Genomic DNA, 5,903 nt, shown 5'->3' with positions numbered 1-5,903 from the left:
CCCCCATGACGTCCACCGCGTGCTCCACGTGGCGGACCACGTCGTCCCACGTGTCCCCGCCCAGGTACACCGGCGCCAGGATGATGCCCACCACGCCACCGCGCGCCGCGATGGTGCGCAGCGCCTCGTCGGACAGGTTGCGCCAGCCACCGCCCGCGGCGCGCACGCCCGTGTGCGAGCAGAAGAAGCGCACCGTGGGATGGGTGAAGAGGTCCGCGAGCGTCTGCTCGGAAGCGTGCGCCACGTCCACGCTCATTCCCAGGCGGGCCATCTCCTCCATCACCTGGTGTCCCAGCGGCGTGAGCCCCCGGTTGCCCATCATGGGGAAGGACGAACCGCCCAGGTCGTTGTTGGACAGGTGCGTGAGCCCCATGAAGCGCACCCCGCGCCGGTGCAGCTCCGCGATCCGCTCCACCTGGCCTTCAATGGCGTGGCCGCCCTCCACGCCCAGCACCGCGGACAGCCGCCCGTTCGCGAGGTTGTCCTCCAGCCCCGCCCCGGTGGTGGCGACGCGCACGGTGTCCCCGGAGCGGGCGCAGAAGGCGTCCAGTTGCTCAATCTGCCAGAGCGCGCGCGTCCACTCGCCGCCGCGCGCCTCGCGGGGCCACTTGCGCCACGCGGCGAACAGCGGGAAGCCGCCAATGAAGGGGAAGCCCCGGGTCACCAGCGTGAAGCACTGCAGCTTCACCCCCGCCTCGCGCAGGCGGGGGAAGTCCACGTGCCCTTCCGTTGACCGCTCGCACAGGTCGCGGTTCCACATCAGCGAATCCGCGTGCCCGTCCGCGATGCACCACTGACGGTGCAGCTCCTTCACGTCACCCATGCCAGCAGTCTTCGCCACGGCCTCCCGCGATGACAAGCGCCCCGGGCCATCTGTCCGTCACGCCTCACGTCCAGTCCGCGCCGTCGTCGTCGCAGCCATCCCAGAGGTCGTCCTCCAGCGGGAGCACCGCCTCCGCCTCCCCCGCCGGGCCCACGAGCGCGTCCGTGCGCACCTCCGCCACCTCGCGCAGCGCTTCCGGAGGACCATAGGGGCGCCCTTCCGCGGTCAGCAGCCCCCGGAGCGCGTCCCGCAGCTGGGCGCCCGTCTGGAAGCGCAGCTCCCGGTCGCGCTGGAGCACCTTCTGGAGCACCGCCCGCATGCCCGGTGACAGCCCGCGCGTGGCCTGCTCCACGTGGGCCTGGGTCAGGCACGCCATGCGCGCGGCCATCAGCGGCGCGGGGAGCCAGCTGGGCGTCTCCGCGCACAGCCCGCGCGTGCCGGGCACGGGCTGGGCCTGCTGCGCGGCGCGCTCCACGTCGTCCAGGTCCAGCAGGTGCAGCCCGGTGAGCAGCTCCAGGAGCACCATGCCCAGGGAGAACAGGTCCGCGCGGCCATCCAGCGGCTGTCCCTCCAGCGCCTCCGGCGAGGCATAGGCCACGTCCCCGCGCACGAGCCCCGGCTCCGTCACCACGCGCCCGGGCAGCCGCGACCACGCGAACGCGAAGTCCGACAGCCGCACCCGCCCATGCACGTCCACCCGCACGGAGCGGGGGCTGATGTCGCGGTGGACCACGCCCACGGGCAGGCCGCGCGCGTCCTCCAGCGAGTGGGCATGGTGGAGCGCGTCCGCCACCTCCGCCCCCAGGTACGCGGCGAACGCCTCCGAGAAGGGCCGCCGCCGCAGCGCCGCGAAGCTGGACAGCGTCTCCAGGCACGGCCCGTCCACGTACTCCGTCACCAGGTGGGGCGCGCCGTCGTGCACCCGCACCAGGTACACCGGCGCGATGGCCGGGTGGGACAGCCGCATGAGCAGCTTCACCTCTTCACGCAGCCGCGCCCGCGCCACGTCATCCGTCACGTCGCGCAGGCGTTTGATCAGCACCAGCCCGCCCGGCGTGCGCGCGTAGTGCCGGCGGGCGAGCAGCAGCTCCCCTCCGGCGCGCGACCCCAGGTAGCGCACCAGTTCATAGGACGTGGCCCCGGTGGTGAAGAGGATGAAGGGCCGGGACGCGGAATACGCGGGGGGATGGGTGGCCATCGTGGATGACGCTCCTGACGGGAGAAGGCGCTTCCCGGGCGTGGGAAGCCATGAGGAAGTCCTCACGCCCGCGTCCTACCACCCGGGTCAGACATCCCCATCCGACCCCACCGGGCATCTCCCCGACTAAAAAGGAAACGGCCCCCACCGCGAGGGTGGGAGCCGCTGCCTTCAAGTATTTTCCCCAGTCCGCTTGGGACAAAGGCGCGTGAGGCGCGGGGTTACTTGTCCAGCTTCTTCACCGGCGCCACCAGGGTGACGTCGCGGGCGACCATGTCCTTGCCGTCCATCACGTAGGAGGCGCGCACCTGCGAGCCTTCCTCGATGTCGTCCAGCTTCACCGCCTTGCGGGAGTTGTCCAGCATCGCGGTCTTGTCGTTGGTCTTGATCTTCAGTTCCTTGTTGGTGCTGTCCACCAGCGTCAGCGTGTCACCGGACTTGGACAGCACGCGGCCGTTGACGGTGGTGGCCGCCGCGGCGCTGGTGGTGCCGGCCATGCCGGAGCCGCCCGCGGCCGTATCCTCGGCCAGGTCCTCATTGCGGTTGGCCTGCGCCTCGGCCAGATCCTTCTCCTCGTCACGGACCTCCTCGTTGGCGCCGGCGATCTTGTCGTTCGCGTCCTGGCGCGCCTCCGCGATGTCCTCGTTCGCGTTCTCCTGCGCCGACGCCAGCTCCTTGCTCTCGTCCTGGCGCGCCTCGGCCGTCTCCTGCGCCGCTTCCTGACGGGCCTCGGCGACGTCCTCGCGCTGCGACTGGACATCGTCCTTCTTGCAGCCGGTGACCATCGTCAGACCCGCGACCGCCGTGACCGCAATCATGAGCTTCCGCATGTGTGACCGCCCCCTGTGAGTGTGTTCTTGAGTGCCGGTGATTTGTTCCCCGGCGTTGGGCAGAAACTGGTCGCTCCCCTCGTACCTGCACAGCGCTTGTCAGCGAGCCGGGGGGTGCGCAGGGGCGGCCCGCGCACGAGGGAGGGCCTGGCGCCCTGCCTGCTCAGGAAGCGGAACAAAACGCATCCGGGCGCGAAAAATCCGTTCCGGTGCGCTGTAGCAGGGCTTTTGCGTGGGGGAGGCTGTGCGTTGACAGGGCAGAACCGCCCTTGTACTGGCACCGGCGGGTCCCGTCCTGAGGGGGCCGGAAGGAGCCGTGAGGCCATGAACGTGTGGGTCAACGGAGAAGCGCGGACGCTGCCGGAGGGCAGCACCCTTTCGTCCCTGCTGGCGCTGCTGAACCTGGGCAGTGGCCCGGGGGTGGCGGTGGAGGTGAACGCGGAGGTGGTGCGCCGCGCCCGTCATCCGGAGCACCGGCTCCAGGACGGGGACCGGGTGGAGATCGTCACCTTCGTCGGTGGCGGGTGAGCGCAGGCCCTTACGAGGAGACGGTCATGAGCGGCATCGCGGACAAGCCTTTCACGCTGGCGGGGGTGACGTTCACCTCGCGGCTCATCGTCGGGACGGGGAAGTACCCCAGCCACGAGGTGATGAAGCAGTGCCACGAAGCGTCGGGCGCGGAGCTCGTCACGGTGGCGGTGCGGCGGTTGGACCTGAAGGCGACGGGCGAGGCGTCGCTGATGAACTGGATCGACCGCAACAAGATGCGCCTCCTGCCCAACACGGCGCTCTGCTACACGGCGGAGGACGCGGTGCGCACGTGCCGGCTGGCCGAAGAGCTGGGCATGAGCAAGTGGGTGAAGCTGGAAGTGCTTGGCGACGAGAAGACGCTCTACCCGGACGTCGAGGAGACGGTGAAGGCCGCTCGCATCCTGGTGAAGGAAGGCTTCACGGTGCTGCCGTACACCAGCGACGACCCCATCACCGCGCGCAAGCTGGAGGACGCGGGCTGCGCGGCGGTGATGCCGCTGGCGGCGCCCATCGGCAGCGGCCTGGGCATCCGCAACCCGCACAACCTGCGGCTCATCCGTGAGGTGGTGAAGGTGCCGGTCATCGTGGACGCGGGCGTGGGCACGGCGTCCGACGCGGCCATCGCGATGGAGCTGGGCGTGGACGCGCTGCTCATGAACACCGCCATCGCGGGCGCGAAGGACCCGGTGCGCATGGCCGTGGCCATGAAGAAGGCGGTGGAGGCCGGCCGCGACGCGTTCCTTGCCGGCCGCATCCCGCGCAAGGCGTACGGCTCCGCGTCCAGCCCCATTGAAGGGCTCGTGGAGTAGCGGTGCCCCCCCTGCCCCGCCTCGTGGTCATCACGGACTGGCGGCTGCCCCGGGCGCGGTTGCTCACCGCGCTGGAGCGGGCGCTGGAGGCGGGGCCGGAGGTCGCCGTGCAGCACCGTCACCCGGAGGCTTCCGGGCGGCTGTTCCTGGAGGAGGCGCGGCTTCTGGCGGAGGTGTGCCGGGGCCGCGCGCTGTTCGTGAACGGGAGGCTGGAGGTCGCGCTGCTCGTGGGCGCGCACCTGCACCTGCCCGCGTCGGGCCCTTCTCCTCGCGACGTGCGTCCGTTCCTGTCCCCGGACCGGCTCGTCAGCGTGGCGGTGCATGACGCTCGCGAGGCGGCAGGAGCGGTGGGCGCGGACCTGGCGCTGGTGAGCCCCGTGTTCGCTCCGGGCTCCAAGCCCGGGGACACGCGCGACACGCTGGGGCCTCATGGGTTCAGGGGGCTTTCGGAGCGGCTGCCCTGCCCTGCCCTGGCGCTGGGCGGGATGACGCCGGAGCGGGCCCGGGAGGTGCCGGGGGCCTGGGGTGTCGCGGTCATCTCCGCCGTGCTGGAGGCGGAGGATCCGCGCGCGGCGGCGCGGGCGTTGCTGGACGCGCGAGCTTGAGGCAGCGCTATGCTGCGCGGCCGTGACGCCCTCCCCGACCTCCGTTGAGCTGCGCCCGCTGGCCATTGGAGAAATCATCGACCGGGCCGCGACGTTCTGGCGCGCGCACCTGAAGCCCCTGTTCGTGCTGTGCCTGGGCTTCGACCTGCTCAACTACATCGCGGTCAAGGCGTTCACCGTGGTGATGGCGCGCACGGTGGGAGCGCTGCCTGGCCTTGGCGGGGCTCCCTCGGGCACGGACCCCTCGCAGGCGCTGACCCAGTCCGGCATCGCGCTGGGTCTGATGCTCGTGCTGTACGTGTTCCTCATCTGGAACTTCTGGGTCGCCACCACGGCGGCGGCCCGGTACGTGGTGCCCGCGCGGCTGGGGGAGCCGGTGCGTCCCTCGGAAGGCCTGCGCCGGGCGGTGTCGCGTCTGGGGACGTTGACCGCGACGTATCTCCTGTCGCTCGTGTGGTCCGTGGGCGTGACGCTCGTGCTGTGCCTGCCGGGCTCCGTCGTCATGGGGCTGGGGGTGGTCGCGGCCGTCACCGGCAAGGGCTCTGGCGGCAGCACGGCGGTGAGCGTCGCGCTGATCATCATTGGCGCGGTGGTGCTGGGCCTGGGCGCGCTGGCGGCGATCCTCTGGTACTTCCTGCGCTTCATGCTCCTGCCTCCCGTGCTGGCCATGGAGGACGTGGGCGCGTGGGAGGCCTTCAAGCGCTCCGGGGCCCTGCTGAAGGGGCGCGTCGAGCCGGGCTTCATGGGCCGGGGCACCGTGCGGGCCATGGTGCTGTCCACGGTGGTGGGCGGCATCCTCATCGCGGTGAGCCTGGTGTCGGGGCTGCCGGCGTGGATCGTCCGGCTGGCCTATGGCGGCAACCTGTTGGATCCGGCGGCGCAGGCGGCCATTCCCCAGGCGCTGCTCGTCCCCGCGGAGCTGTTGCAGGTGGTGGGGCAGTCCTTCTTCACGCCGCTGAGCTTCGTGGTGTCCGCGTTCTTCTACGTGGACATGCGCGTGCGCCGCGAGGGCCTGGACCTGGAGCGGCGGATCGCGACCGCGGAGCCGGCGACGCCGTCCCCCTGACCTCCCGTGCCCGCCCTGCCCCTGCTCCTCCTGCTGGCTGC

At 71.4% G+C, this 5,903-nt stretch carries 7 protein-coding genes; 4 read left to right on the top strand and 3 right to left on the bottom strand.

The window, feature by feature from the left end; translation table 11 throughout:
* The 3 genes from D7X55_RS34390 to D7X55_RS34380 form a co-directional block, all read right to left on the bottom strand.
* The coding region (locus D7X55_RS34390; RefSeq protein ID WP_121725261.1) for a dipeptidase at positions 1-823 on the bottom strand (823 nt) is incomplete at its 3' end.
* A 64-nt stretch (positions 824-887) separates the two neighbouring features.
* On the bottom strand, positions 888-2,021 hold the full coding sequence (locus D7X55_RS34385; protein WP_121725260.1) for a serine/threonine-protein kinase: 1,134 nt from the start codon (positions 2,019-2,021) through the stop codon (positions 888-890).
* A 221-nt stretch (positions 2,022-2,242) separates the two neighbouring features.
* Positions 2,243-2,839, bottom strand: a complete 597-nt coding sequence (locus tag D7X55_RS34380) for a hypothetical protein (RefSeq protein WP_233610242.1) — start codon at positions 2,837-2,839, stop codon at positions 2,243-2,245.
* 336 nt (positions 2,840-3,175) lie between these two features.
* Between D7X55_RS34380 and thiS the strand changes: the two genes are divergently transcribed.
* From thiS to D7X55_RS34360, 4 genes are read left to right on the top strand one after another with little or no spacing between them, the layout of a single operon-like run.
* Positions 3,176-3,379: a sulfur carrier protein ThiS gene (gene thiS, locus D7X55_RS34375; protein ID WP_014395831.1), complete on the top strand. Its 204-nt coding sequence runs from the start codon at positions 3,176-3,178 to the stop codon at positions 3,377-3,379.
* A gap of 26 nt (positions 3,380-3,405) precedes the next feature.
* Positions 3,406-4,191 carry a thiazole synthase gene (locus D7X55_RS34370; RefSeq protein WP_120552339.1) on the top strand — a complete coding sequence of 262 codons (786 nt, stop codon included), beginning with the start codon at positions 3,406-3,408 and terminating at the stop codon, positions 4,189-4,191.
* 2 nt (positions 4,192-4,193) lie between these two features.
* The gene (locus D7X55_RS34365; protein ID WP_121725258.1) at positions 4,194-4,796 is read left to right on the top strand and encodes a thiamine phosphate synthase; all 603 of its coding nucleotides are present in this window, start codon (positions 4,194-4,196) and stop codon (positions 4,794-4,796) included.
* 22 nt (positions 4,797-4,818) lie between these two features.
* The gene (locus tag D7X55_RS34360) at positions 4,819-5,862 is read left to right on the top strand and encodes a hypothetical protein (RefSeq protein WP_120552341.1); all 1,044 of its coding nucleotides are present in this window, start codon (positions 4,819-4,821) and stop codon (positions 5,860-5,862) included.
* Positions 5,863-5,903: the final 41 nt, after the last annotated feature.

The organism is Corallococcus sp. AB049A (assembly GCF_003668885.1).
GTDB lineage: Bacteria > Myxococcota > Myxococcia > Myxococcales > Myxococcaceae > Corallococcus > Corallococcus interemptor.
Note: the sequence above shows the minus strand (reverse complement) of the source record. Positions and strands in the feature narration are given on the sequence as shown.

Coding starts and splice junctions, on each gene's coding strand:
- D7X55_RS34370 (WP_120552339.1), top strand. CDS start 3,406: ATGAGCGGCATCGCGGACAAGCCTTTCACGCTGGCGGGGGTGACGTTC.
- thiS (WP_014395831.1), top strand. CDS start 3,176: ATGAACGTGTGGGTCAACGGAGAAGCGCGGACGCTGCCGGAGGGCAGC.
- D7X55_RS34380 (WP_233610242.1), bottom strand. CDS start 2,839: ATGATTGCGGTCACGGCGGTCGCGGGTCTGACGATGGTCACCGGCTGC.
- D7X55_RS34385 (WP_121725260.1), bottom strand. CDS start 2,021: ATGGCCACCCATCCCCCCGCGTATTCCGCGTCCCGGCCCTTCATCCTC.